The organism is Pseudomonadota bacterium (assembly GCA_038533575.1).
GTDB lineage: Bacteria > Pseudomonadota > Alphaproteobacteria > Rhodobacterales > Rhodobacteraceae > Shimia_B.
The window spans coordinates 1,855,834-1,880,497 of the sequence record JBCAYL010000001.1 but is presented as its reverse complement, the minus strand read 5'-3'; the positions used below and the strand labels follow the sequence as shown (position 1 = coordinate 1,880,497).

The 24,664-nt window shown below is 60.8% G+C and carries 22 protein-coding genes and 1 riboswitch; of the genes, 14 read left to right on the top strand and 8 right to left on the bottom strand.

Going from position 1 to position 24,664, the window contains the following annotated elements; genetic code table 11:
* The first annotated feature begins 121 nt into the window (after positions 1-121).
* From iolG to AAFM92_09530, 3 genes are read left to right on the top strand one after another with little or no spacing between them, the layout of a single operon-like run.
* The gene (iolG, locus tag AAFM92_09540) at positions 122-1,117 is read left to right on the top strand and encodes an inositol 2-dehydrogenase (protein ID MEL7300611.1); all 996 of its coding nucleotides are present in this window, start codon (positions 122-124) and stop codon (positions 1,115-1,117) included.
* A gap of 12 nt (positions 1,118-1,129) precedes the next feature.
* Positions 1,130-1,939: a 5-deoxy-glucuronate isomerase gene (gene iolB / locus AAFM92_09535; protein ID MEL7300610.1), complete on the top strand. Its 810-nt coding sequence runs from the start codon at positions 1,130-1,132 to the stop codon at positions 1,937-1,939.
* Positions 1,936-2,430, top strand: coding sequence for an asparaginase domain-containing protein (locus AAFM92_09530; protein ID MEL7300609.1), 495 nt, complete (start codon positions 1,936-1,938; stop codon positions 2,428-2,430). The genes iolB and AAFM92_09530 overlap by 4 nt, the downstream gene beginning before the upstream one ends.
* Positions 2,431-2,463: 33 nt before the next feature.
* Here the strand turns inward: AAFM92_09530 and AAFM92_09525 are convergent, their stop codons facing one another.
* On the bottom strand, positions 2,464-4,743 hold the full coding sequence (locus tag AAFM92_09525) for a TRAP transporter fused permease subunit (GenBank protein MEL7300608.1): 2,280 nt from the start codon (positions 4,741-4,743) through the stop codon (positions 2,464-2,466).
* Between the two features lie 133 nt (positions 4,744-4,876).
* Positions 4,877-5,872, bottom strand: coding sequence for a TAXI family TRAP transporter solute-binding subunit (locus AAFM92_09520; GenBank protein ID MEL7300607.1), 996 nt, complete (start codon positions 5,870-5,872; stop codon positions 4,877-4,879).
* 270 nt (positions 5,873-6,142) lie between these two features.
* On the opposite strand from AAFM92_09520, the gene AAFM92_09515 reads away from it, so the two are divergent.
* The 5 genes from AAFM92_09515 to AAFM92_09495 all read left to right on the top strand — a co-directional run bounded on the left by AAFM92_09515 (position 6,143) and on the right by AAFM92_09495 (position 11,118).
* Positions 6,143-6,544, top strand: coding sequence for a Fur family transcriptional regulator (locus tag AAFM92_09515; GenBank protein MEL7300606.1), 402 nt, complete (start codon positions 6,143-6,145; stop codon positions 6,542-6,544).
* Between the two features lie 139 nt (positions 6,545-6,683).
* The gene (gene aztA, locus AAFM92_09510) at positions 6,684-7,424 is read left to right on the top strand and encodes a zinc ABC transporter ATP-binding protein AztA (GenBank protein MEL7300605.1); all 741 of its coding nucleotides are present in this window, start codon (positions 6,684-6,686) and stop codon (positions 7,422-7,424) included.
* A complete protein-coding gene (locus AAFM92_09505; GenBank protein MEL7300604.1) occupies positions 7,421-8,290 on the top strand; it encodes a metal ABC transporter permease in 870 nt (289 codons plus the stop codon). The genes aztA and AAFM92_09505 overlap by 4 nt, the downstream gene beginning before the upstream one ends.
* 9 nt (positions 8,291-8,299) lie before the next feature.
* Positions 8,300-9,454, top strand: a complete 1,155-nt coding sequence (locus tag AAFM92_09500; GenBank protein ID MEL7300603.1) for a zinc ABC transporter substrate-binding protein — start codon at positions 8,300-8,302, stop codon at positions 9,452-9,454.
* A 158-nt stretch (positions 9,455-9,612) separates the two neighbouring features.
* Complete coding sequence (locus tag AAFM92_09495) at positions 9,613-11,118, top strand: malonyl-CoA synthase (GenBank protein ID MEL7300602.1); 1,506 nt, start codon at positions 9,613-9,615, stop codon at positions 11,116-11,118.
* Positions 11,119-11,228: 110 nt separating this feature from the next.
* Here AAFM92_09495 and AAFM92_09490 read toward each other — a convergent pair whose 3' ends face one another.
* The 5 genes from AAFM92_09490 to AAFM92_09470 form a co-directional block, all read right to left on the bottom strand.
* Positions 11,229-12,284: an iron ABC transporter permease gene (locus tag AAFM92_09490; protein MEL7300601.1), complete on the bottom strand. Its 1,056-nt coding sequence runs from the start codon at positions 12,282-12,284 to the stop codon at positions 11,229-11,231.
* A gap of 4 nt (positions 12,285-12,288) precedes the next feature.
* Entirely contained in the window at positions 12,289-13,224 is a 936-nt protein-coding gene (locus tag AAFM92_09485; GenBank protein ID MEL7300600.1) for an ABC transporter substrate-binding protein, read from the bottom strand.
* Positions 13,221-14,021, bottom strand: coding sequence for an ABC transporter ATP-binding protein (locus tag AAFM92_09480; GenBank protein MEL7300599.1), 801 nt, complete (start codon positions 14,019-14,021; stop codon positions 13,221-13,223). The genes AAFM92_09485 and AAFM92_09480 overlap by 4 nt, the downstream gene beginning before the upstream one ends.
* Positions 14,018-14,413 carry a DUF1636 domain-containing protein gene (locus tag AAFM92_09475; protein ID MEL7300598.1) on the bottom strand — a complete coding sequence of 132 codons (396 nt, stop codon included), beginning with the start codon at positions 14,411-14,413 and terminating at the stop codon, positions 14,018-14,020. Before AAFM92_09475 ends, AAFM92_09480 begins: the two co-directional genes overlap by 4 nt.
* A 122-nt stretch (positions 14,414-14,535) precedes the next feature.
* Positions 14,536-14,750: riboswitch (cobalamin riboswitch) on the bottom strand.
* A gap of 78 nt (positions 14,751-14,828) precedes the next feature.
* Complete coding sequence (locus tag AAFM92_09470) at positions 14,829-15,626, bottom strand: cobalamin-binding protein (GenBank protein MEL7300597.1); 798 nt, start codon at positions 15,624-15,626, stop codon at positions 14,829-14,831.
* A 504-nt stretch (positions 15,627-16,130) separates the two neighbouring features.
* Here AAFM92_09470 and AAFM92_09465 point away from each other — a divergent pair.
* The 4 genes from AAFM92_09465 (at position 16,131) to AAFM92_09450 (ending at position 20,038) form a co-directional block, all read left to right on the top strand.
* Positions 16,131-17,084, top strand: coding sequence for a response regulator (locus AAFM92_09465; GenBank protein MEL7300596.1), 954 nt, complete (start codon positions 16,131-16,133; stop codon positions 17,082-17,084).
* Positions 17,081-17,440, top strand: coding sequence for an Hpt domain-containing protein (locus tag AAFM92_09460; GenBank protein MEL7300595.1), 360 nt, complete (start codon positions 17,081-17,083; stop codon positions 17,438-17,440). Before AAFM92_09465 ends, AAFM92_09460 begins: the two co-directional genes overlap by 4 nt.
* Positions 17,441-17,485: 45 nt before the next feature.
* The gene (locus tag AAFM92_09455; protein MEL7300594.1) at positions 17,486-19,519 is read left to right on the top strand and encodes an ATP-binding protein; all 2,034 of its coding nucleotides are present in this window, start codon (positions 17,486-17,488) and stop codon (positions 19,517-19,519) included.
* A 120-nt stretch (positions 19,520-19,639) separates the two neighbouring features.
* On the top strand, positions 19,640-20,038 hold the full coding sequence (locus tag AAFM92_09450; protein ID MEL7300593.1) for a response regulator: 399 nt from the start codon (positions 19,640-19,642) through the stop codon (positions 20,036-20,038).
* 103 nt (positions 20,039-20,141) lie between these two features.
* Here the strand turns inward: AAFM92_09450 and AAFM92_09445 are convergent, their stop codons facing one another.
* Positions 20,142-21,506: a phosphomannomutase/phosphoglucomutase gene (locus AAFM92_09445; GenBank protein ID MEL7300592.1), complete on the bottom strand. Its 1,365-nt coding sequence runs from the start codon at positions 21,504-21,506 to the stop codon at positions 20,142-20,144.
* A 207-nt stretch (positions 21,507-21,713) separates the two neighbouring features.
* Between AAFM92_09445 and AAFM92_09440 the strand changes: the two genes are divergently transcribed.
* Both AAFM92_09440 and AAFM92_09435 read left to right on the top strand, forming a co-directional pair.
* Entirely contained in the window at positions 21,714-23,078 is a 1,365-nt protein-coding gene (locus AAFM92_09440) for an HlyD family efflux transporter periplasmic adaptor subunit (protein ID MEL7300591.1), read from the top strand.
* Positions 23,078-24,664 (top strand): glycosyltransferase, encoded by a 1,587-nt coding sequence (locus AAFM92_09435; protein ID MEL7300590.1) that lies wholly within the window; start codon positions 23,078-23,080, stop codon positions 24,662-24,664. The genes AAFM92_09440 and AAFM92_09435 overlap by 1 nt, the downstream gene beginning before the upstream one ends.

The window sequence follows — 24,664 nt, the reverse complement described above, 5'->3', positions numbered from 1 at the left end:
GCACCTCGCCTTGTGCCCCTACTTCGGGGCAAGGATTGGGGGGTAGCATGCACATTCAGGGCTCTTCGAAAGCAGCTTTCGTTGAAGTAGGTCAGGCCTTCGCAGGGTCGGGGTCTCTTTGATGCTCAGGGTTGGGCTTTTGGGCGCGGGCCGGATCGGCGCGGTACATGCGGCAGCGATCACCAGGCATGGCGGGTCAGAGCTCGTGGCGATTTCCGATTTTCACTCTGAAGTCGCGGATAAACTGGCGTCCGAGCATCAGGCCGCTGCCCGGACGACCGAAGAGATCATCGGCGACCCGGATATCGACGCCGTTCTGATCGCCACGTCCACCGACACGCACTCTGACCTCATTGAAGCGGCGACGGCCGCTAGCAAGGCGGTGTTGTGCGAGAAACCCGTGGATCTCAGCCTTGCGCGGGCTCGAGCCTGCGAGGAGGCCATCGCAAGCTCGGGGCAGCCCGTCATGATCGGCTTCAACCGACGCTTCGACGTCAACTTCTCGCAGCTGAAATCAGCGCTTGAGGCGGGCGAGATCGGCCAACCGGAATTGCTCTCGATCACGTCCTTCGATCCCGCGCCACCGCCGGTATCCTACATCAAGGTCTCAGGGGGGCTCTTCCGAGACATGATGATCCATGACTTCGACATGTCTCAATTCCTGATGGGGGAGGCGCCCGTCACCATTATGGCGACGGCGAGTTCCCTCGTGGACCGAGAGATCGGCGACGCAGGAGATGTGGATACCGCCGTCGTCACCCTGACCTATGACGACGGGCGTATCGCGGTGATCAGGAATTCCCGGCGCGCCGCGTATGGATATGATCAGCGCGTGGAACTGCTGGGCTCGGAAGGGCTCCTCGAGGTTGAGAATGTGCAGGAGAACCGCCTGGTGAAGTCCACGTCCGAGGGTATCATGAGTGCGAAGCCCACCTACTTCTTCCTGGAACGCTACATGGCTTCTTACGCTGCGGAGTGGTCAGCCTTTGTAACAGCGGTAACGGACGGCGCCCCGATGCCGGTGACGCTTCAAGAGGGCATCTCGGCGCTCGTCATGGCCGAGGCAGCGACGATTTCCGCCCGTTCCGGGAAGCCCGTGGCGCTCGCCGACATCTAGGAGACGATGCCCATGGCCAATCTGCTTCGAAAGCCATTCGGCACGAGAGGCGAGGTGCACCGCATCACGCCGGAGAGTGCGGGTTGGCGCTATGTCGGGTTCTCCTTGCATCGCCTGCGGGAAGGGGACAGCGCGTCGGATACGACGGGCGGGCGGGAAGTCATCATCGTGCTCGTGGAGGGCAAGGCGCACCTTAAAGGCGCGGGACAGGATTGGGGTGTGCTGGGCGACCGGATGGACGTCTTCGAGAAGTCTCCGCCTCATTGTCTTTATTTGCCAAATGGCACGGACTGGACCGCGCGTGCAGAGACGGATTGCACGATTGCCGTATGCTCTGCGCCGGGTCACGGGGGGCATAACGCCCAGCGGATAGGCCCGTCCGGCATCAGCCTCACAGAGCGCGGCAAGGGGACGAACACACGCTACATCAACAACATCGCCATGGAAGCCGAGGACGTGGCGGATAGCCTGCTGGTGACAGAAGTATTCACCCCAGCGGGCCATTGGTCATCCTACCCCTCACATCGCCATGACGAGGATGACTACCCGCGCATTACCTACCTGGAAGAGACCTATTACCACAGGCTCAATCCCAATACCGGTTTCGGGATCCAGCGGGTCTACACCGATGACGGCACCTTGGATGAAACGATGGCTGTCCAGGATGGCGACGTCGTTCTCGTGCCTCGCGGCCACCACCCCTGTGGCGCGCCCTACGGCTTTGAAATGTATTACCTGAACGTCATGGCCGGGCCGCTTCGAAAATGGCGCTTCGTCGCGGCGCCAGAGGTGCAGTGGATCATGGATCGGGATGCGACTTGAGAGACGTTCGCATCTTCGTCACCGGCGGCACAATCGACAAGATCCACGACACGCGGACCGAAGCGCTTGGCTTTTCGCCCGATGGGGCGACGCACATTCCCGAGATGCTGCGCGTCGGGCGTTGCCATTTCCCCGTCGTGGAGGTGCTGATGCTGAAAGACAGCCTGCACTTCGAGGATGCGGATCGCGCCGCGATCTCGAACGCGGTGAAGGCCTGCGCAGAGGAGAGTGTCGTCATCACCCACGGAACGGGGACCATGGAGGACACAGCTCGGTATCTCGAAGGGCAGGGCACCGGCGACAAGACCATCGTGCTCACAGGAGCCATGAGGCCGTTCTCGCTTTTTTCCTCGGATGGTGAGTTCAACCTCGGCGGCGCTGTCGTCGCCGCTCAGGTTCTTCCTGCCGGCGTGTGGGGTGTCATGAACGGGCGCGTCTTCCCGGCGGCGCATTTGCACAAGAACGTGGAGCAGGGGCGCTTCGACGCCTGACGATTTCCCCTAGGAAGAGTTGGGACGTGCGGCTCAGTCCGCCCCTCTCACTCGGATGGGTGCGGAAGGATCGGGGCGGAACACACGCTGTATGGCCAGCATCGCTGCGGCTGTTCCAACGCCGATCAAATCCGTGACGAGGCCCCCCTCGATCATGAAGAGCGCGGCCACAATGACCCCCAGCCGAACAAACCATGCCGAGCGCCCGCCGAAGAACCACCCTTGGACACCGGAGCTGAGGAAGAAGACCCCGACGATGGCGGTCACGGCAGCGCGCAGTATTTCCACTGTTTCGCCGTCCATGAGAAGGGCGCCGTTGTAGAAGAACATGAAGGGGACGATGAAGGCCGCGATGCCGATCTTGAATGATGTCACCGACGTCTCCATCGGGTTTGCGCCGGAGATGCCTGCCGCAGCATAGCTCGCAAGAGCCACGGGCGGAGTGATGGCTGAAAGGACCGCGAAGTAAAACACAAAGAAATGCGCGGTGAGTTGGGGGATGCCGAGCTGCACGAGGCCCGGTGCGACAACCGACGCAGCCACGGCATAGGCAGCTGTCGTGGGCATCCCCATGCCGAGAAGGATCGCGATACACATGGCAAAGAAGAGCGCCAGAAGCTGCGACGTGGCCGCCAGATCGAGCAATACGGCGGAGAAGCGTGCGCCCACACCTGTGAGGGAGATGACGCCGACGATGATGCCAGCGCAGGCGCAGACCGCGATGATCTGGATCGACATGACGCCCGCAAGTTCGAACGCCTTGAGTATGGATTTCAGTCCCATGCGATGAGGCGTGAGCCAGCTGACGACAGCCGCAGCCACGGTCGCCAGCGTGCCAGCCCGAATGACCGAGTAGCCCAGAAAGAGCGCGTAGATCAGGATGATGATTGGCACGAACAGGTAGACCTGCCGCAGCATCTTGTTGAGCTTGGGCAGCTCGTCCTCGCGCATGCCGCGCATGCCGAGCTTTGCGGCCTCGAAGTCGACCATGAAGTAGACGGAGACGAAGTAGAGCACGGCCGGGATGATCGCCGCGATCGCGATCTCCTGGTAGGGAATGCCGGTGATCTCGGCCATGATGAAGGCGCCCGCGCCCATGATCGGCGGCATGATCTGGCCACCGGTGGAGGCGGCGGCTTCCACGGCGCCGGCGGTCTTCTTGTGGTAGCCCACCTTTTTCATGAGCGGGATGGTGAGCGAGCCGGTCGCCACGACATTGCCTGCGGACGTTCCGTTGATCATGCCCATAAGGCCCGAGGCAAAGATCGCCACCTTGGCCGGGCCGCCGCGCGCGCGTCCTGCCGCGGCGAAGGCGAAGTTGACGAAGTAGTCACCCACCTTCGAGGCCTGCAGAAACGCGGCGAAGATAATGAACAAGATGATGTAGGTGGAGGACACCGCCGTAGTCGGCCCGAGGATGCCCGCGTCGGAATACACGTGCCCAAAGAAGCGCTGCCAGCTGTAGGGGCTTTGGACCGCCAGAATGCCGGGAAGCAGGTGCGCGGTGAAGGTGTAGAGGAGAAAGACCGCTGTGATGATGACGAGGGCAAGGCCCGCCACACGGCGCGTCAGCTCGAGGATTAATGCGGAGCCTGCCGTGGCGGCGAACGCGATGCCGATTGGCACGAAAGGTGTGCCCACCGCGTTGCGCGCGGCGGTTCCGTAGATCGCGACGAGGTAGAGAGCCACCACGATCCCGCACAAGGCAAGGACCGCATCAGACGCGGCAAACTGGCTGCGCTCTCTCCGTTCGAACCAGCCGAGGACCAGCGCGCCGAAAGTGGCAATCAGGAGCGGGATGCCGAACCAGGTGACTTCGGCCTGATAGATCTCCGTGCCGGGAAAGGCGGCCCACGTGGTCAGCCCCCCCATCTCGGGGAGTGTTCCGGATGCGATGGTGTTGGCAAAGCCAATGGCCGTGACACCTGCGATGACGGCGGGAATGACGCAAAGCGCTGAAGCGTAGGTTACGATGCTTGGTGAGGGTTTTGCGTCGTCGGCAAACCGGTGTGCTGAGAATATCAGAAATCCGAGCGCCAGGGCCCCGGCCACATGGATGATGCGGAAATTCCAGGTTTCCAGTGGGAACTGAGGCAGGAAGCCGATCTCGACACCCGTGAGGTTCGAGATGGAGACGCCGTTGAGCGCGAGCATGTGGAAGGCCGCGTAGATGGTCGCGAGGCTGGCGACGAAGATGAGGGAGGTGCCATCGAAGAGCCGTCGATTGCCTTCGACAGGCTCTTCATCCACGCCATCCGCGATGAGCGCCTCTTCCTCATCGAGATCGTTCAACTGAGCGCTTTTGTCGGCCATCTGTCCCCCTGCGCGCTGTCGTTCAGCGCCCTTTCGGTCATCTCGCGCGGGTTTCTCCCGCGTCGAATGAAAAGTCCGCGCTCCCGAGGAAGCGCGGACCCATGTTTAACCCTTCAACTGGAAAGAGCCAGTCTTAGCCGCCGAAGATCATGCTTGCATCGATCGTCGCACCGGCATTCTCGGTGAACCACTTGGCAGCACCGGGGTGCCACATGAGGACGCCGTTCTTGTCCCAGTTCTCGGGCAGGGTGGAGCGCGCGGCCTTGTGAATGTTCACCATACGCTCGTTATCGGACATCACCACATCCACGACAGCCTCTACGAAGCTTTCGGGCAGATCGCAGTTCGCGATGGCGAAGTTCCACATGGAGACCGAACGCGCGTCGCTCTCGAGGGTCGTGTACGTGTCCGCGGCGATATTGAACTGAGACACCGGGAATGCGCCTAGGATCGTCGCCTGCTCGTCCTCCGTGAACTCGATGATGTTCACATCCGTTTGCACTTCGAGCTGGCTGACGGCGGGCACCGGGACACCGGCGGCAAACGCGATCACATCGAGCAGGCCGTCCTGCAGCTGTCCGCCGAGGTCGGTCCAGCCACCGTTGCGGCGCTCGAAGTTAACGCCAAGCTCTTCCATCATGCGCGGGAAGTAGGTGTCGGAGGTGGAGCCCGCCGGACCGAAGCCGATGCGCGCACCGTCCGGGATATCGGCGATAGACGTGATGCCCGAAGACGAAAGCGCCGTTACAGAGAAAGGCGTCTGATACATGGGGAACATCGCGCAGGCGTTGTTCATCTGGAGGCCGGGGGCGATCGGGTTGGTCCCCTGAAGGGATTCCGCCGCGGGGCCCATCGTCGTCATGCCGAACTGTGCTTCGCCCGTGTGGACGAGCGCCATGTTCTGCATCGGGCCTCCGGTGACTTCGCCGCCGCCAGACAGGCCCAGCTCTTCAGCCACGAGATTTGCCCAGCCGGAGCCGTAAGCGAAATAGGTGCCGCCCTGCGAGGCGGTCCCGACGGTGAAGCTCTCAGGCCAGCCGGTGCGATCCACGTGACCGTCAGCGAATGCCGCCGTGGCGGTGAGTGCAGCCGTGACCGTGACAGCAGTCGCCTTGATATGTCCGAACATTCTTCATCCTCCCTAACGTTCGTCTTTGAAGTGGTGCAGAGCCTGCACCTTCCTCTGCGGCGGGACCCTAGGGCTTTCCATCGGCGTCGCAAGCGGAAACCCGGAGCAGCGAGGTGGCCGAGATGACGGCAAGGCGCAGGTTTGCTTTGTTGAACATGCCCCGTTTTCATCGCCACGCGCGCGGAGAGACGAAAGAAAAGCGGAGTGTTCCACTGGCATTCGAAAAATGTAATGGTATAACATTCGGCGTCACCTTGAAGGCGGAACGACATGGGTAAACGTGGAGAGGCTCTGCAGGCAGAGGTCTTGGACGCGCTGCGCAGCGCGGATGGCCCGCTGTCGGCCTACGACATCCTCGCAGAATTGCGGTCAACGACGCCGAAAATGGCGCCGACAACCGTGTATCGGGTGCTCGCAGCACTGACCGAGAAGTCCCTGATCCACCGCCTCGAGTCCTTGAACGCCTACATTCCCTGTCAGTGCGAAGAGGCCGGGCACGAGGCCATCATTTCCATCTGTGATGATTGTGGCTCAGTGGAAGAAACCGTGGCTCCTGAGTTGCTAGCTACTATGGCGGAAGCAATTGGAAGCAAAGGGTTTTCTGCAAAGCGGCACGTGGTGGAAGTCCACGGTACTTGCGCGGATTGCTCCCCGGAGGACGCCACGCAATGAAGGGTTCCCATCGGTGGCCGGGCCTTCTCCTCGCCGGAGCGGGCAGTAGACTTGCCGTGGCAGGGGCCGTGATCCTTCTGCTTTGGGCCGGATTTTTCTGGGCCACCGGGATGCCGGGCCCTGTCGCGGAGCTGTTCCAATGACCGCGCTTGCGTTCGACGACCTGACACTCGGCTATAACCGCCACCCGGCCGTGCATCATCTCGATGCAGAGATCAAAGACGGCAGCCTCACCGCGATCGTGGGGCCGAATGGCGCGGGAAAGTCTACCCTTCTCAAAGGTCTGACTGGAGCCCTCGTTCCACTGGAAGGGCGGGTCAGCTTTCGTGGGATCAAACGCGATGAGGTGGCGTATCTCCCGCAGCAATCCGAGATCGACCGGAGCTTTCCTCTATCCGTCATGGACCTCGTGGCGATGGGCCTCTGGCACGAGGTCGGGGCGTTCGGCTGGCTCACTCGCCGCCATAGAGCAAAGATAGAAGAAGCCGTGGCAGTCGTGGGGCTAACGGGCTTGGAGGGCCGGTCAATCGATACCCTCTCCGGAGGGCAAATGCAGCGCGCGCTCTTCGCCCGCTTACTTCTGCAAGACGCAAAGCTCGTGCTCCTCGACGAGCCCTTTTCCGCGATCGACGCCCGGACCATGACAGATCTCATTTCGGTCGTCCGCGGCTGGCACGGGGAGGGCCGCACCGTCATGGCCGTGCTCCATGACCATGAGATCGTTCGCTCACACTTCCCGGAGACGATGCTTCTCGCGCGAGAACTGGTCGCGCATGGACCGACACGCGATGTCATGACCGTCGAGAACCATCGCCGCGCGCGCGTGCTCTGCGAGGCTGTGGACGACCGCCTCGAGATCTGCACGAAGACCGCGGCGTGATCTACGACGCGATCATAGCGCCGTTCGCGGAGTTCGGGTTCATGCGCCGCGCGTTGCTGGGCTGCATCGCGATTTCGGTCGGAGCGACCCCCGTTGGCGTCTTTCTCATGCTCAGACGCATGAGCTTGACCGGAGACGCCATGGCGCACGCCATCCTGCCCGGCGCGGCGGTCGGCTTTCTGATTTCCGGGTTGTCCCTTGGAGCCATGACGATCGGCGGGCTCATCGCCGGTATGCTTGTCGCGATTGCATCCGGGGTCGTGAGCCGCATGACCGCGATCAAGGAAGATGCCAGCCTGGCGGCCTTCTACCTCATTTCTCTCGCGATAGGTGTTCTCATCGTGTCAACGCGCGGCAGTAATGTTGACCTAATGCATGTGCTCTTCGGCACCGTGCTCGCGCTCGACGATGCGGCCCTGATCTTGCTGTGCAGCATCGCGAGCATCTCGTTGCTGATGCTTGCTGTGATCTTTCGCCCGCTTGTCCTCGAATGTGCGGACCCGCAATTCCTGCGCTCGGTGAGTGGCATGAGCGCACTGACCCACTTCATCTTCCTGACCCTCGTCGTGATGAACCTCGTCGGCGGTTTTCACGCCCTGGGGACACTCATGGCCGTGGGCATCCTGATCCTTCCAGCCGCCGCCGCGCGCTTTTGGACACCCAGTATCGGGGGGCTCATGGGGGTCTCGGTTCTGGTCGCTGTCCTGTCCAGCGCGGTCGGTCTTCTCTTGTCTTACCACTACAGCCTCCCCTCCGGCCCCGCGATCATTCTCGTCGCGGGGGTCATCTATGGGGTCTCGCTTTTTGTGGGTCCCGTGGGGGGGGTCATCCCCCAGCTTCTTCCACGCTGTCACTACGAAACCTGAGGAGAATTCATGTCCACTCGTCGCTCGCTTCTGAAATCCGCAACCGCCCTCGTGGCGGCATCACTTCTCGCGCCGGGCGTTGCATCGGCAGACGAACCGATCCCGGTCGTTGCAACCTTCTCCATTCTTGGGGACATGGTCGCGCGCATCGGTGGTGAGCACATCGCATTGACCACGCTCGTCGGGCCGAATGGAGACGCCCACGTCTACCAGCCGACGCCGCAAGCAGCCTCGGCTGTGGCTGGCGCCGATGTTCTCTTCACGAACGGGCTCGAGTTCGAGGGGTGGCTGGAGCGCCTGGCCGAGGCGGCATCCTTCGATGGCGACCTCGTCGTGGCAACAGTCGGCATCGACGCAATCGAGTTTTCCGACGAACATGATGATCACGGCGACCATGAAGAGCACGCCTCCGATGAAGATCATGATCATGACCACGATCACGACCACGGAGAAGAGACCGCATCTGCCGTGGACCATGACCATGATCATGACCATGACCATGGTGAAGAGACCGCGTCTGCCGAGGATCATGACCATGATCACGGGGACGATCACGACCATGATCATGAAGGCGAGCAGGCTTCCATGGAGGAGCATGACGATCACGACCATGACCATGCCGGTCATGACCATGGCGCCTTTGATCCCCATGCCTGGCTGACGATCGAAAACGCTGTCGTCTACGTCGACAATATCACCGCCGGCCTTGCGCAGGCCGACCCAGAGAACGCGGCCAGCTACTATCAAAACCGCGCGGCCTATGTGGCGGAGCTCGAAGCGCTCGAGGCCGAGATCGATGTGATGATGGCATCCATCCCGGAAAGCCGCCGGACAGTTGTCACCTCCCACGATGCGTTTGGCTATCTGGCAGCTCACTACGGCATGACCTTTGAAGCGCCACAGGGGCTCAGCACGGAGAGCGAGGCATCCGCCGCCGATGTTGCGGAGCTCATCACCCAGATTCGGGATGAGGGGATCTCGGCCGTCTTCGTCGAAACGATCACGGACAACCGTCTTCTCGAGCAGATCGCCAACGAGACCGGCGCAAGCATCGGCGGGACGCTCTATTCCGATGCTCTCTCAGGCTCGGATGGCCCAGCCGGGACCTATGTCGACATGATGCGCCATAACGCCATGACGCTGTCCCAAGCTTTGGGATCCTAATTCCATAGAAGACTGGCCTCCCTTGCCAGCCCTTGGCAGGCGGGGGGGCACTGCCGATACCCAGCTTAGCCATGGCACCCCCGAGCGTGCCATGGCATTCCGAGACTGCCCTTGATGCGTTAACTCTCATCAAGACCAGTTTTTCCGGATGGCTTCACGTGACCAACAGCCTCTACGACGCGCTTTTCGCCCCTCATGAAGGGAGCGATCGTCCGTTCCTCACGCTCGATGACGGCCTTTCTATCTCCTACGGCGACTTCGTCGCTCGCGGAGCTCAGATGGCGCACGTTTTGGTCTCCTGCGGCGTGGGTCCAGGTGACCGGGTTCTGGTCCAAGCCCCGAAGCTCGCCGACACGCTCGCGCTCTATGCCGGGACCGTTCAGGCCGGCGCTGTCTATCTCCCGTTGAACCCGGCCTATACCGAGGCTGAGCTGGCGTATTTCGTTGAGAATGCCGAGCCAAAGCTCATCGTGTGTGACGCCGCTCAAGAGAAAGAGTGGCAAAGCCTTTCGCGAGGGACACAGTCGAGCGTAGTCACGCTGTCCGCAGCCGGCGGCACGTTGAGCGACCGGGCCGATGCGATGCCCCGGAGCTTCGCGACGGTCCCGCGGAAGGACGCGGATCTCGCGGCCCTGCTCTATACGTCTGGCACGACCGGGCGCTCGAAGGGCGCAATGCTCTCCCATCGGAACCTTCTGTCGAATGCGCGGACGTTGACCGAGCTCTGGCACATCACCAATGCCGACCGCCTCCTTCACGCACTGCCGATCTTTCACACGCACGGCCTTTTCGTCGCTCTTAACACGGCTCTGTTGGCTGGTGCCGAGGTCCGCCTCTTGAAGCAGTTTGATGTGGATCTCTTGCTCGAGGAGCTGCCAGGTGGGACCCTGCTCATGGGCGTCCCCACCTTCTACACGCGCCTTCTCGCGGCCCCGCGTTTCACCCGCGACCTCACATCTGCGATGCGCTTGTTCATTTCGGGCTCCGCACCTCTGCTTGCGGACACCCACGCGGAATTCGAAGCGCGGACCGGTCACCGCATCCTCGAGCGCTACGGCATGACCGAGACCAACATGATTACCTCCAATCCCTACGATGGCGATCGCCGCGCAGGAACCGTGGGGTATCCTCTGCCGAACGTTGAGGTGCGCATCACTGATCTGGAAGAGAATAAGGAGGTCCCGGCAGGCGAGATCGGCGTGATCGAAGTCCGCGGAGACAACGTGTTCCAAGGCTATTGGAAGATGCCGGAAAAGACCTCGGAAGAGCTGCGACCGGACGGGTTCTTCATCACAGGTGATCTGGCAAAGTCCGAGACGGATGGACGGATCAGTATCGTCGGCCGCGTCAAGGACCTCATCATCGCCGGTGGTTTCAACATCTATCCCAAGGAAGTCGAAGATGTCCTCAACGGAATCGATGGGATTTCGGAAAGCGCGGTTTACGGCGTGGCGCATCCCGATTTTGGCGAGAGCGTCGTCGCAGCGCTGGTGCCCGAGGCTGACAAGGTACCAGACATCGAGGCCATAGAAGCAGCCGTGCAAAAAGCGCTGGCCCGGTACAAACATCCTCGCGCGTATCGTGTGCTGACTGAATTGCCGCGCAACGCGATGGGAAAAGTTCAAAAAAACCTGCTGCGGGATCAGGATCCCGGTTTGCAGTGACGCCCGTTTACTGGAGCTTGGTCGCGAATAACCGCCACGGCTCTTTGGTTTCTGGTTGAAGCTGTTCCCGTCCCTCGGAGCGAGCATGTGGAATTGTCGACAGGCCATCGCTAGCCCGCGCGCTGCCGGCTCAGCAGCCAGACGAAGAAAATACCGCCCACAAGACCTGTGACGATACCGATGGGCATGTCTTCCGGCGCCATGACCGTTCGGGCACAGATATCTGCCCAAAGAAGGAAAACGGCGCCCAGCAGCGCTGAGGCGGGCAAAACACGTCTGTAGTCGCCACCAACGATCATGCGGGCCACATGGGGAACCATGAGCCCCACAAATCCGATGATGCCGGAGAACGCGACCATGACGCCTGTTATCAGCGCCCCTGCCACGAAGACGGAGAGCCGAAAACGCGCGACGGGGATCCCAAGTGTTGACGCAGTCTCGTCACCGACTGTCATGGCGTTGAGTTCTGCCGACTTGGCCAAGAGCCAGGCGGCGCAGACGCCAAGGACGACCAGCGGGTAGATGAGCTGGCTCCACTGGGCGAGGCCAAGCCCACCGAGCATCCAGAAAACGACGACGTGGGTCGCGCGAGGATCGCCGAGAAAGATCAGAATGTTGGCCGCTGCCATGATGATGAAGGATACCGCGACACCCGCGAGAACGAGCCGATCCGCGCTCGTCGCGTCCGCCAATCTTGAAACGCTCAGGACAATCGCCGTCGCGCCCAGCGCCCCGACAAAGGCCAGGAGCGGAACGGTCAGAAGTCCAAGGAAAAGACCGGTGTGAAGAAGCGCGAGGATCGCGCCGAATGCCCCGCCCGAAGAGATCCCGAGGAGATGAGGATCGGCGAGCGGGTTGCGCGTGACGGCTTGGAGGCTCGCTCCGACCATCGCGAGACCCGCGCCAACCATCATGGCCAAAAGTCCGCGCGGAAACCTGATCTCCCAAACAATGGCTTCGCGTCCCTGCGACCATGTTTGTTCGATGGTGCCGGGTGCGACCTTGTTCAGGAAAACGCCCCAAACCGTCCCGAGAGGAACCGGAACAGCCCCGACCGAAATGGCAAGGGAGAGCGAGACCACGAGCAGTGCCACACCGCCCAGGGTGTAGGCATGAACGCCAGACAGGCGACGTGCGGTCGATGGGGATGTCGTGGTCTCGCTCATGGTCTCACTCAGACCAGAACGCGTCCGCGAGCGTCTTGATCGCTTGAATGTTTCGCGGCCCGGGTGTGGCTTCCACGTATTCAAGGGTCACGAAACGATCGTTCTTCACCGCGTCGAGCTCTGCGAAAGCGGGATTTGACATCATGAACTCGCGCTTTTGCGCGGCAGTCACATCGCCGTAGTTCACGATCATGACGACCTCCGGATTGCGCTCAACGACTTCCTCCCACGTGACCGTCGCCCAGCTTTTGTCGAAGTCATCCATGATATTGACCCCGCCCGCGGCCTCGATGAGCGCTGTCGGCATCGCATACCGGCCTGCGGTGAAGGGTGTGTCCTCCCCGCTGTCGTAAACGAACACGCGGAGCGGTTCACCGGTCTCGAGACCTTGTTTGAACGCGGCGAGTTCGGCCTTGTAGCCCGCGACGAGATCTTCAGCCCGGCCTTCCACGTCGAAGATGCGGCCGAGGTTCATCAGGTCGGCATACATGTCGTCCATGCTGGCCTTGTCCTTCTCCATGATATGGGTGCAGGACTCGGTCAATTCGTAGACGTCGATGCCGAACGGCGCCAGGGTCTCCGGCGTGACCTCGCCGCCCACCTTCATTCCATAATTCCAGCCGGCAAAGAAAAAGTCCGCGTCGGCCCCGACGAGCACTTCCTTGGACGGGTACTTGGCGGAAAGCTCGGGGAGTTCTTCGACGCCCGCGCGCATTTCTTCGTCGAGTGTCTTCCAGCCAGAGATGCCCGTGTAGCCGACCATGCGATCCGCGAGGCCCAGGACAAGCATCATTTCGGTGAGGTTCACATCGTTGGAGATTGCGCGCTCAGGGGGGGCGTCGAATGTGACGGCGCGATTGCAGCTCTGCACGGTTGCGCCCGCAGAGACCGCGCTGGCGGCCATCGCGAGGGCAAAGGAGGTGAGGATAGTCTTCTTCATCGGTACGTTCCTTTTTGGTGAAGATGAAAAGTGAGATGATCCGCCTGGCTTCGCGAAAGCTGTTCGCGCTGGGCGATGACATTGAATGCGCCGGAGACGGCCTGTTCGGTGAGGACGTCGGCGGGCGGACCAAAGGCGACGGACTTTCCGGACTGCAGCAAGAGCACGACGTCGCAGACGCCAGCTGCGAGGTTAAGGTCATGCAGCGACGTCACGATGGTGATTGGAAGGTCCTTGATCAGTTCGAGGACCTCGAGCTGGTGGCGAATGTCGAGATGATTGGTGGGCTCATCGAGGATGAGCAGCCGAGGCTCTTGCGCCAGTGCCCGGGCCACCATGACCCGCTGGCGCTCGCCGCCGGAAAGGCTTCCCAGGTGGCGATCTGCGAACCCGCGGAGGTCCATCCTCTCGAGAACGCGATCGATGATCTCGAGATCGTTCGAGCCCGTGGTGCCGGCAAACCCCCTGCGATGGGGCGTCCGCCCCAAGGCTATGATTTCTCCGACGGTGAGGGCGAAGTCGCTCGGCTGTTCCTGGAGGACGGCGGCCACCCGTTGCGCGGCCATTCTCGCGGACATCGACCAGATGTCGTTGCCCCCGATGAGGACGTGTCCGGTCGTGGGGCGGTGAAAGCGATAGAGGAGCCGCAGAAGGGTGGTTTTGCCGGCCCCGTTAGGCCCCACAACCGCAAGAACGCGTCCTGCGGGAAGGTCAAAGCTCATGGGCTGAAGAAGCGCCGGGGATCCGCGCCGAGGTGACCAGCTGAGGTCACGGGCAGAGAGCGCCTCGGCTGTCACGACGCCTGCGCTTCCGTGTCGTCGAGTGCCCAGATCGCGGCTGGGACACGGGCCAGCGTGGTCTTCCTGAGCTTTCCCGGACGGTCGACAGACGAGCACCACCCATCGTGGAGATAGGCATATTGCTCGGCAAAGCTGACGAGATCTTCGATATCCGTGGCCGGGTCGATGTCTCCGAAAAGGTAGGTGGCCTTCTTCGTCCCGTGAAAGGCCACCGTGCACGGGCGATCGCAGCCAGCCATGCAGGCCACGCCAGACACCTCAAAGTCGTGAGGAAGCGCATCGCCTGCTGCGTCGAGTGCGGCCTTCAGGCGCGTGATCAGCTCAAAGCCAGGGCGGCAGGGCGTCCCCTTGTGTCGGCATGACGTGCAGATTGAAATTCGATGTCCCATTTGGCCCTCCGCCACCGAGGCGGGCGCGCAAAACAGAACTGTGGTGTCGCGGAAAAAGCCGCTTTGCCATCTTTCTCTCCCTGTCAGGCGCCCCGCCTGCATCGAGTTGAAATGCCCGCGCGCATCAAGGCGCAGGTGATGGCAGGTCTCCTGACTTGCGGGTCTTTGTTTCCTCGAGCCTTCCCGGATTTCACTCCAGTGGCGCTCGTCGAGGTCACTCACCGCTCACAGTTGCGGGGGCAGTCACGGATTTGGTGCCTACTGGCTACGCCTCACCGTGTTCCCTTTTCATCTCATGGGCCTTTGGCCCTAGAGAACCATCGACCGGGAGCTAAGAGCACTTTCATTTCTGGGTCAATGAGCGACGTGGGAGAAACCAAGCTTTCTCGATCTTGCACGGGGCGAGGGACCAGCCCTAGCCCTGCTCGGATTGCCAAGAGCTCAGCGCCTCGATGATCGCGTCGAGGCCGTCCGTCAGAGCCGCTGGGCCGGGCTGAAGGATGAGGGGAGACTTGATCTCGTGGATGCGTCCATGGCGGACGGCGGGTATCGCGTCCCACCCTCCACGCGCCGCTATCTTCTCTGGTCTCACCTTTTTCCCGCACCAGGATGCAAGAATAACGTCGGGCGCCGCCGCGATGACTTCTGCATCCGTGACAACCCGGTCGAGCGCGCCCGGCTTTTGCGCGGCGTCAGGAAAGACCTCTTTACCGCCCGCTATCGCGACGAGTTCGCTGACCCAGCGGATGCCCGAGATCAGGGGCTCATCCCATTCCTCGAAGTAGACGCGCGGTCTTGGTCTCCCGGCGGAGAGCGCCGCAACCCGCGCAAGGCGCGCCTCAAAACTCTGGGCCAGCTCATCGGCCCTCTCTTCTTGGCCGACGGTCGCGCCGAGATGCCGGATCATCGTGAGAATTCCGGCGATGTCTCTCTGATTGAAGGCCATCACAGAGATGCCGGATCGGATGAGCTCCGCGGCGATGTCCGCTTGCAGATCTGAGAATGTGAGGACGAGATCTGGCGAAAGGGCGAGGATCTTGGGGATGTCCGCCGAGGTGAATGCCGACACCCTCGGCTTCTCCTTGCGCACGCGCTTGGGCCGCACCGCGTAGCCCGTGACCCCGACGATCCGATCCTCTTCTCCCAGAAGATACAGCGTCTCCACGGTTTCTTCGGTCAGGCAGACAATTCGTTCCGGAGGATAGGTGCGCATGGAGAACCTGTGGGTATGCCGGGGGAGGACCCGAGCTCCCTACACAGCCGGTGGCTTGCGTGCATGCCGAAAAATGAGCTGTTTTACGGGTGATTGCCTTGTGTCAGGCGGGAGCCTGTTGACTACCACCCGGCGCTGCGCTCCCAAGGTCTTTCGAGCTTTCCTTGCTCTAAGTTTTCCCCCAGAGACGTCGCCCGCGACATGGCCCTTGGCCCGCAGATACGAAGAGACCGCAGTGGATGTAAGCGGCCCGGTGTCCGCAAAGTTGCCGCGATCCTCGCCGTCTCCGAAGAGATCATCTGAGCTGTCCACAACCCATGATTGCTGGTGTTTCCCCCTAGGAATAAGGCGCGCCGTGCCCGCATTCCCGTAAAAGATGAGTGATTTCAGAGGTCTAAAAGATCGGATTTTCCTCAAATCGGTCTGATTAAAGCCACATTCCGGCGGTTGATTGGCTGCAAACCAGAAACAATAGCGTCGCCTAGACAGCGAGTGGGTAGCACAATGAGAATTCTGTCCGTCGATGATGACCCGATTTTCCTCGATGTGATCGCGGCTGAGCTTGGGGCCCTTGGCTACAATGACGTGACGCAGGTCTCGTCTGCTGCGGACGCGATGACGCTTGTGCAGGGCGGTGACGCGCCGTTCGACTGCTTTCTGCTCGACATCGACATGCCGGAGACGGACGGCGTCGCGCTGTGCAACATGCTTCGCCAAAATCCGGCGAGCGCTCATACGCCGATCATCATGATCACCGTGCGCGCCGACATGGGCAGCATTGATCGTGCCTTCGGCGTCGGCGCGACGGACTACCTGACAAAGCCCATTGATCGCCGCACACTGCGCGGCCGCATGCAGATGGTCGATCAACTCACCGCGAAAAGCACTGAGCGCCAGTTTGGCGCGCCGGCGGCCTTCGACATCTCTGTGCCACTCCCGCTCACGGAAGCCCCGCGCACGATCACGTATCTGGCCATGCAGAACTATCTGCTCAAGCTCAACGCGGCTCACCTCATGGCATGGTCCGCGATCGGTATTCGTGTCGACAATGCCGAGGACATCCACGCCAATCGCGGCCCGGAAGCCTACCCGGATATGCTGCTGGATGTGGCGGAGATCCTCGCGGAGACCTTCAAGAACGAGCAGACGCTCATTGCCCATGCGGGCTACGGTGACTTCGTCGTCTTCACCCGTGGCTGTCGCTATACCGGTGTGGACGAGCTCGCAGACCGCCTCGATCCTGCGCTTTCGACCCTCGCGGACTGGTACCGCTCCGTTGGAGATGTGGCGCCGCGCCTACGGGTCGGTGCACCTGTGCGCCGCGGGCTGTTTTCTTTCAGCAGTGCTGATGAACTCCTCGATGAGGCAATCGAAAATGCAGCGGTGGAAGGCAAGCTGGTCGGCTTGCCCGCGAAAGACATGCCAGCGGTTGCGTCGAACGGGCTTCGTTTCGCATGAGACACCATTTCCCAGCGGCCTCATCGAAAACTCCAAATCGCGCCGATCTCGACGCGATGCTGGCGCCCATTCGCCAGCGCTTCTTCAGCAACCTCGAGGTCAGAATTCTCAGGTTGGAAACGGCGGCGGTGGAGCTGCAAAGCAATCCCGAGGCGGCTGACGCCCTCGAGATCGTGCAGCGCGATTGCCACAAGCTCGCTGGCGTGGCGCCAACTCTTGGCTTTTCGAACATCGGTGCACTCGCACTGGACATCGAAACGGAAGTGAAAATTGGGCGTCGCATGACGCCGCCCATCGCCGAAGCGCTCGAACATCTCCTCACGGAGTTGGAGCGAGAACTTGAGACCCAAGGATAGGCTCTGCCAACACGTTCAGGGCAGTAAACTGGAGCGGGGGCCCCAATGAAATCGCTAAGCAACCGTAAGTGGGCACACCGGCCGCGCCTCAATCACCAGCTTCGGCTGGCTCTCGTCTATCTTTTCATCCTCGCTGTCGGCGCCCTGACGGTCCTGATGCTTGAATCGGTGACGCTTCGCTCCGCGCAGCTCAACGAGGTCGATCGTTACCGCGACAGTGTAGAGGATATCGTCGACCACGCCGAAACGCGCCTGCGTGCTTACGAAACGCTCACCGAGAATCTCGCAGTGTTTATGGGGGTTGGCCCGGGCGATGAAACGGAAAACTTTGAGTCCCTCGCCGGCGTTCTGAGCAATACCAACACCAGCATCGTGAATGTTGCGATGTCTGACCCTTACATCATCACCCAAGTCTATCCGCTGGAGCCAAATCGCGCCGCGCTGGGCCTCGATTTCACGCAAAGGCCGGATCTCCTCAAATGGGTCGATGCGGCGTTGGAAAACGACGAGGTGATCGTTCAAGGCCCGGTCAATCTGGTGCAGGGCGGCGTCGGCCTAATTCTACGCGCAGCCGACGCAGCATACGGCCCCGAGGTCTATTCAGTCGTCATCGATGTCGGAGCATTCTTGGCCGAAGCGGGCATCAACGACGGCTCAATTCAGACGGATATCAGCGCGCGATCTTTCACGACCGAACCGGGCGACGTGCTCTTCGGAAACGCCGACATCTGGCAAAATGAGCCGCTGATCGGCCGAATCCGTTTGAACGATACGGCATTCATTGAGATAGGGGCGGCGCCTTCCGCCGGCTGGACAACGGTCTCTCCCCAAAGAAGCGCGATCCTTACCATCGTCATATGCCTGATGGTCATTGGCTACACGGGCGTGAACTACGCGCGCCGCTTGATCGTGGATCGCGCAAATGCCCGGAGGCAGCTCGTGGCGGCAATCGAGTCCCTCGAAGATGGATTTGTCGTCTATGACGAAGACGACAGGCTGCTCCTCTGCAATGAGAAATATCGCCAATACTATGCGCATTCCTCGGATCTCTTTGTGCCTGGGAATACGTTTGAGCACATCATTCGAGAAGGCGTTGCACGCGGCCAGTATCTCGATGCGATCGGCAACGAAGAGGCATGGATCGCAGAGCGGCTCGCGCTTCACGCGGACCCCAAAGAGCCGACCGAGCAGCGCCTGCCTGATGGGCGTTGGCTCAAGGTCTCTGAGTCCAAAACGAGCGATGGCTTTACCGTTGGCTTCCGCGTGGATGTTTCGGAGCTGAAGACGGCGATCTTTGCAGCGGAACAGGCGTCGGCGGCGAAAACCGATTTCCTCAACAATATGAGCCACGAATTGAGAACGCCTCTCTCGATCATTCTTGGCTATGTTGCGTTCCTGAGAAACGTCACGCTGCTTCCAAGCTATGGAAAGGTGCGGTCAGCAATCGGCGCGAATGCCGATGCACTGGAAAAGTTCGAGGCATTCGCAAGCGACATCAAGCGCCAGGCCGAGAAATCCGATCACTCTGGCCAGCATCTTCTTTCTCTCATCAATTCGGTCCTCGATTGGTCCAAGCTCAGCACAAACAAGGTCGAGCTCCACAAGACCACCGTCGATCTCGATGCGCTGATCCAGCGCCTGATCGCTGAAATGCAGGAGAAGGCTCGAGGAAAGGGCCTTTCCCTTACCTATACGGGCACACCGTGCCTCATCTCGGCGGATGAATTGCGCGTGCGCCAGATCATGATCAATCTCGTTTCAAACGCGCTAAAATTCACAGACGAAGGCTCCGTGAAAGTGAGTCTTTCGCAGTCCCTTGGGAGCGTCCGCCTCAGCGTGCAGGACACAGGCCCAGGCGTGCCGAGCGATCGGATGAAATCGATATTCGAGCGTTTTGAACAGGTTGATGCGTCCACGACCCGAAAATACGGCGGCACGGGCCTTGGTCTCGCGATTTGCAAAAGCCTCGTCGACCTGCACGGGGGCACGATCACGGCCGAAAGCGAAATCGACGTGGGAAGTACCTTCGTGGTGACCCTGCCAGGGGTCATGGATTGTGGTAAAGCGGTCGCAGCCTAATTTCTTGGCGGCGTCGCAGATACAATTTGACGTCATGCAAAATATTTCTAGTAGGGTGTGGAACAACAACCGAAGCGTGTAAGTTGCAGTCCAAAAGATACAAATAGTTGGGGCGGTAGCATGAAAGAGCTAAAATCGATTTTGCACGTAGATGACGACGAAGACATCTTGGACATTACGAAGATGTCGCTGGAACTCGTCGGGGGATTTGAGGTCCTCCAGAGCCGATCAGCAGATCATGCATTCGCGACGCTGGATCAGATCTCACCCGATTTAATATTGTTGGACGTCATGATGCCTCATGTGGATGGGCCGACGTTCCTGAAGCGGGTCAGAAACATCGCGCGCTTCGAGAGCATGCCCGTCATTTACATGACGGCCAAATCCGAAACAGATCTCCAAGAGCGCCTCCTCCAAGATGGGGTTCTCGGTGTCGTGACGAAGCCGTTCGACCCCATGACACTTCCGACGCAGCTGATTGAGCTATGGAATGGCGCTGCGGGAGTGCAGGCGGCCTAGTCCGAGAGTGCTCTTTCGCGCTTGCTTGGCGCAAAGCGGCGGCGCGACCCTTGGCGCCGCACGCCTTGCGAGAGGACAGCTTGTTGATGTGCCTCCTTCAACCTCAAGCGACCCGAATGATGTCTGACACCTCCGTCACAAGCTGAGACAGATCGCACTGCGCGCCTCGCGCCTCGATGTTGAGCCGGAGCAGCGGCTCGGTGTTCGAGCAGCGCAGGTTCAGGCGCCAATCGCTTGTTTCGAAGCTCAGGCCATACAGCGTGTCGCTTGCAAGGGCTTCGGTTTCATAGGTTTTCCGAATGCGCTCCGTGACCTCAGCGGGGTCGTCGACGCGAAAATTGATCTCGCCGGAGCTTTGGAAGCGCGCGCGCATTTCAGCCACCAGATCGCGAAGCGATTGTCCGGTTTTCGAGATGTAGGCCGCCACGAGTAGCCAGGGGATCATCCCGCTATCGCAATACATGAAGTCGCGGAAGTAATGATGCGCTGACATTTCGCCGCCATAGATTGCGCCGGTTTCCCGCATCTTCGCTTTGATGAGCGCATGACCGGTTTTGGAGACGACCGCATGGCCACCCGTCCGGTCGACGATTTCGTGGGTGTTCCAGAAGACGCGGGGATCATGAACGATCTTTTCGCCAGGGTATCTCTCAAGCATTGATGCGGCGAGCAGGCCCACGAGATATTCGCCCGGAATGAATTCGCCTGTGTGGTCGAAAAAGAAGCAGCGATCGAAGTCGCCGTCCCACGCGATCCCGAAATTGGCGCCTGACGCGACAACGACTTCAGCCGTCGCGGGCTGGTTTTCCGGGAGGAGCGGGTTGGGTATCCCATTCGGGAAGGACGCATCGGGCATGTGGTGCATTCTCACGGCGTCAATGGCAGCATTGCGGGCAGACAGCCCCTCGAGAACAGCGTCCAATGTCGGGCCGGCAGCGCCATTGCCAGAGTCTGCGAGGATCCTCAGAGGCATCAGAGCTTCGGGATCAATGAACGAAAGAACGCGCTCGACATAAGCATCCCGGCAATTCGCGAAGGCGCGTTTCCCTTTTTGCGCCACCGTCGAATAAAGTCCGTGGGCCGTGGCAGCTTCAATTGCGCGGAACCGCTCATCGGAAAGCGGAGAGGAACCGGCCCCCACGATCTTGAAGCCGTTATATTCGATTGGGTTGTGCGACGCCGTGACCATCACGCCAGCCGAGGCGTTGAAGTGCGCTGTCGCGAAATACACCTCTTCGGTGCCACAGAGCCCGAGGTCGAGGACATCGACGCCGTGGGACGTCAGCCCTTCCGCCAGTGCATCGACGAGCCATGGTGAGCTTTCGCGCGCGTCGCGTCCTACGACGACCGTGTTTGCTTCGAGCTCAGCCGCCACGGCGCGTCCCAGACGCCGAGCGAGGTCTTCATCTAGGTCCACGCCGACGCGTCCGCGGATGTCGTAGGCTTTAAAGCAAGAGAGATGTTTCACGGTGCTTCTCCTAATCTGGGTTACCGGCCTCCTACGTCTCGAAGGGAGATAAAGTAAGCAAAAACAGCGCGTTATATCCTTATTGGTCGCGCCTATACTTTCGAGACGAGCCCTATACGCCTGCGGGCGTATCGGCTTCGCTGCATGGATGTAGGAAGGGGCGAAACCACTGGAGATCGGTTCGTGAAGATCCGCCATGAACGTCCTATGTCCGACCTGTCGTTTCAGGTGCGCGCGCCCCTGGGCTTAGAACTCAGTACGGGCGAGCGGCTGACGATCACGGATTGGTCGCTTCAGGGTTTCGAATTCCCGAATGAGAGCGATGTGCTTCCAAAGGAAGCGATCCTCTCTATCCCGTTTCAGGGCGTGGATATTCGATTTCCCATCAAGCTGAAGCGAGATGGTCGCGATCGCTTCCTCGCATTTGACGGGCTGACCGGGCGCCAGCGCGAAACTCTTGCCGTTTTCTACCGGTCGATCCTTTCCGGGAAGATGGCGTCAACAGAGGAAGTCATCACCAGTCTCGACACACCAGTCGATCTCGTTCCCATGGAGGAGACCGAGGAAGAAAAAGCCGTGGCGACCGCGGGCAAATCTCCGCGGAGCCTTCGCGCGGTCTTCTCCATCATCCTTTACCTCTGCATGGGCGCGCTCGTCTTCTACACCCTGGGCTCCGGCATTTGGGGAAAGCTGGCAACTGTTCAGATCGAGAACGCGCGGATCGAAGCTGAGATGCTCCCGCACAGTGCGGCGGACCGCGGCTTCGTAAAAGAGGTGCTCGTTGCCCCGGGGTCCCAGGTCGAGCAGGGTGACATGCTCATTCGACTGACGGATCCCGAAGGTGAGGCAGCGCTCGAGGAAGTGCGAAGCCGGATCGAGCTCATCGAGACGCGTCTTGAAAAGGCGATGGAGACGGAAGCCCGCTTGGCAGCCCGATTGGATGGTATCCGCACTCAGATCGTAGCGGCGCTTCAGCCCTCCTTTCCGTCAGTTGAACGCCTCCTTGAAGCATTCGACGCGCGCTTTGCACCCGCATATCGCGACCTGTTCGAGGCGCACGAGGCGGTCCTCCTGCAAGTGGACACCCTGGATGATGAGCTCCGACGCCTCCGCCGGGAGAGGGGTCAGCTACGCGTCGCTTCCGATGCGCTTCATGTGGTGGCGCACAGGAATGGGACGGTCACCGAGCTGCACGTTCTTGAGGGGCAGCTTCTCGGCCAAGGCGAGATTGCCCTCGTTCTCGAGACCGACGAGGCGCGCACGGCACGGGGTTGGCTTGATCCCTCGATGGCCGTGGCAGTGTATCCGGGCATGGTCGTGACCGCGGAGGTCGCGAGCCGCGATGGTCCGAAGACCATCCGCGGCGAGGTCAGCGAGATCGCCGCGGGGATCGACCCGGACCTGTCTCCCGACTTCGGCATGCTGGTGAGCGTGCGCTTTCCCGATCTGACCCGCGCGCAGACGCGTGAAAGCCTTCCGCATCTGGCACCCGTCTCACTCAAAGCGCAGCGTGGTTGGGCACAGACACTGGCACGGCGGGCCGAAGAGCTTCGTGCCCGCGTGGGTCGATGATGCACGCCCCAGAAACCGAATACGCCTTTGACAAGGATCTGACGACCCGGCTGCGTGCCCTTCGCGCGCCTGTGAAGCGGGGCATCCGCAAATGGAGCGCGCCCCAGCTCATTGTGCTCGCACTCATCGCTGGTTGTCTGCTGTGGCTCCTCACCCACACGCAGAACCGTTTCTTTCAACCGGATACGTTCCATGTGACGCTGGTGCTCGGATCCCTTGGGATCTGGCGCTTTGGCTGGTGGTTCACCCATGCTGTTCGTGCCGAGATTTACCGGCGCATGAGGTGGCCCCGCATGCGCGCCGCGGCAGACGCTGTTTGGCAAAGCGGCTGGCGGCCCAGACGCCTGCACATCCAGATGACGACGTACTACGAAGAGCCCGCGATCACGAAGCGTGTCATCGGCTCTATTCTCGCTCAGATCCGGCGGGAGAAGATCCCGACGACGATCTATATCGGCACGGGCTCGAGCTACGACGAGCTCATCATCCGGTCCTTTGTGGAGACCCACGCCCAAGACATCCCCGATGATCTCGCTGAATTGGTATTCTTGCGACAGAACCAGCCGGGTAAGCGGATGGCCATCGGGATGATCCTCCGGGCGATCAACCGGAACGGTGTCGACAAGGATGATCTTGTCATCTTCATGGATGGGGACGCGCTCTATGGAAACGACGTCCTCGAGAAAACGCTTTCCATGTTTGGCGCCGATCCCGAGCTGCAAGCCCTGACAACCGATGAAGAGGTCATCTGCTACGGGCCCAGATGGATCGCGAACTGGCTCGACATGCGCTTTGCGCAACGGCGGCTGGCCATGCAGTCCCACGCGATGTCGGGCAAAGTGCTCACGCTCACAGGGCGCATGTCGGTCTTTCGCGCGCAGCACATGCTGTCCGAGCGCTTCATCCGCACGATCGAGGCCGACCATCTCGACCACTGGCTCTGGGGCCGCTTCCGGTTCCTGTCGGGCGACGACAAGAGCACCTGGTACTACATGCTCACCAAGGGCGCGAAGATGACTTACGTGCCAGACGCCACCGTCTACACGATCGAGGTAATCAAGGAGAACGGGCTGGAGCGGATGGTGCAGAACTTCCGGCGCTGGTCGGGGAACATGCTGCGCAACGGATCCCGCGCCATAGCCCTTGGTCCCCGGCAGGTGAAGCCTTTCATCTGGTGGTGTGTCGTCGATCAGCGCATCGCCATGTGGACGATGATGGTCTCGCCGACGCTTGCGCTCCTCGCCGCGATGGTGGACCCGCTTTATCTTTGGTCCTGCCTCATCTGGGTGCTTTTCAGCCGCGTCGTCCTCTGCACATTTCTCTACAGCTATTCCCGTCGGGTGGACCTCAGCTGGCCGTTCATTCTCTACCTCAACCAGGTCATCAACGCGTCGGTGAAGATCTTCATGATCTTTCATCTCTCGAAGCAGAAATGGTCCAACCGGGGCAACCAGTCTTCCGGCGGCGGAGCCGGTTGGAAAGCAAACCTCCAGAACGGTACCGCCAAGGCCCAGCTTGCTGTGGCCGTCGGAGCATTCATTGCTGTCCTCTCGGTATACATCGGAGCGATCCCCGCGCCGTTCTGA